This window comes from Achromobacter sp. D7-1 (assembly GCF_059760445.1).
Map to the genome: position 1 here is coordinate 1 of NZ_JCBAMT010000188.1, position 253 is coordinate 253.

Genomic DNA, 253 nt, shown 5'->3' on the forward strand with positions numbered 1-253 from the left:
TTTACCAGAAGTAGTTAGCCTAACCGCAAGGGGGGCGATTACCACGGTAGGATTCATGACTGGGGTGAAGTCGTAACAAGGTAGCCGTATCGGAAGGTGCGGCTGGATCACCTCCTTTCAGAGCTTAGTGCTCGTGTTAAGCGTCCACTCTTATCGGTTGTTTGATATAGCTGGGATCAGTTGTAGGCTTGGGTCGAGGGAATCTTCCCTGGGTCTCCAACTACCTGACTGCTGATCCGAGAAGGTTTTGGGT

General features: G+C 51.4%; 1 rRNA gene. It reads left to right on the forward strand.

From position 1 onward, the window contains the following. Positions 1–118: ribosomal RNA gene (locus AC6LKD_RS32715) — 16S ribosomal RNA — on the forward strand; the annotation flags it as partial. Positions 119–253 lie beyond the last annotated feature (135 nt).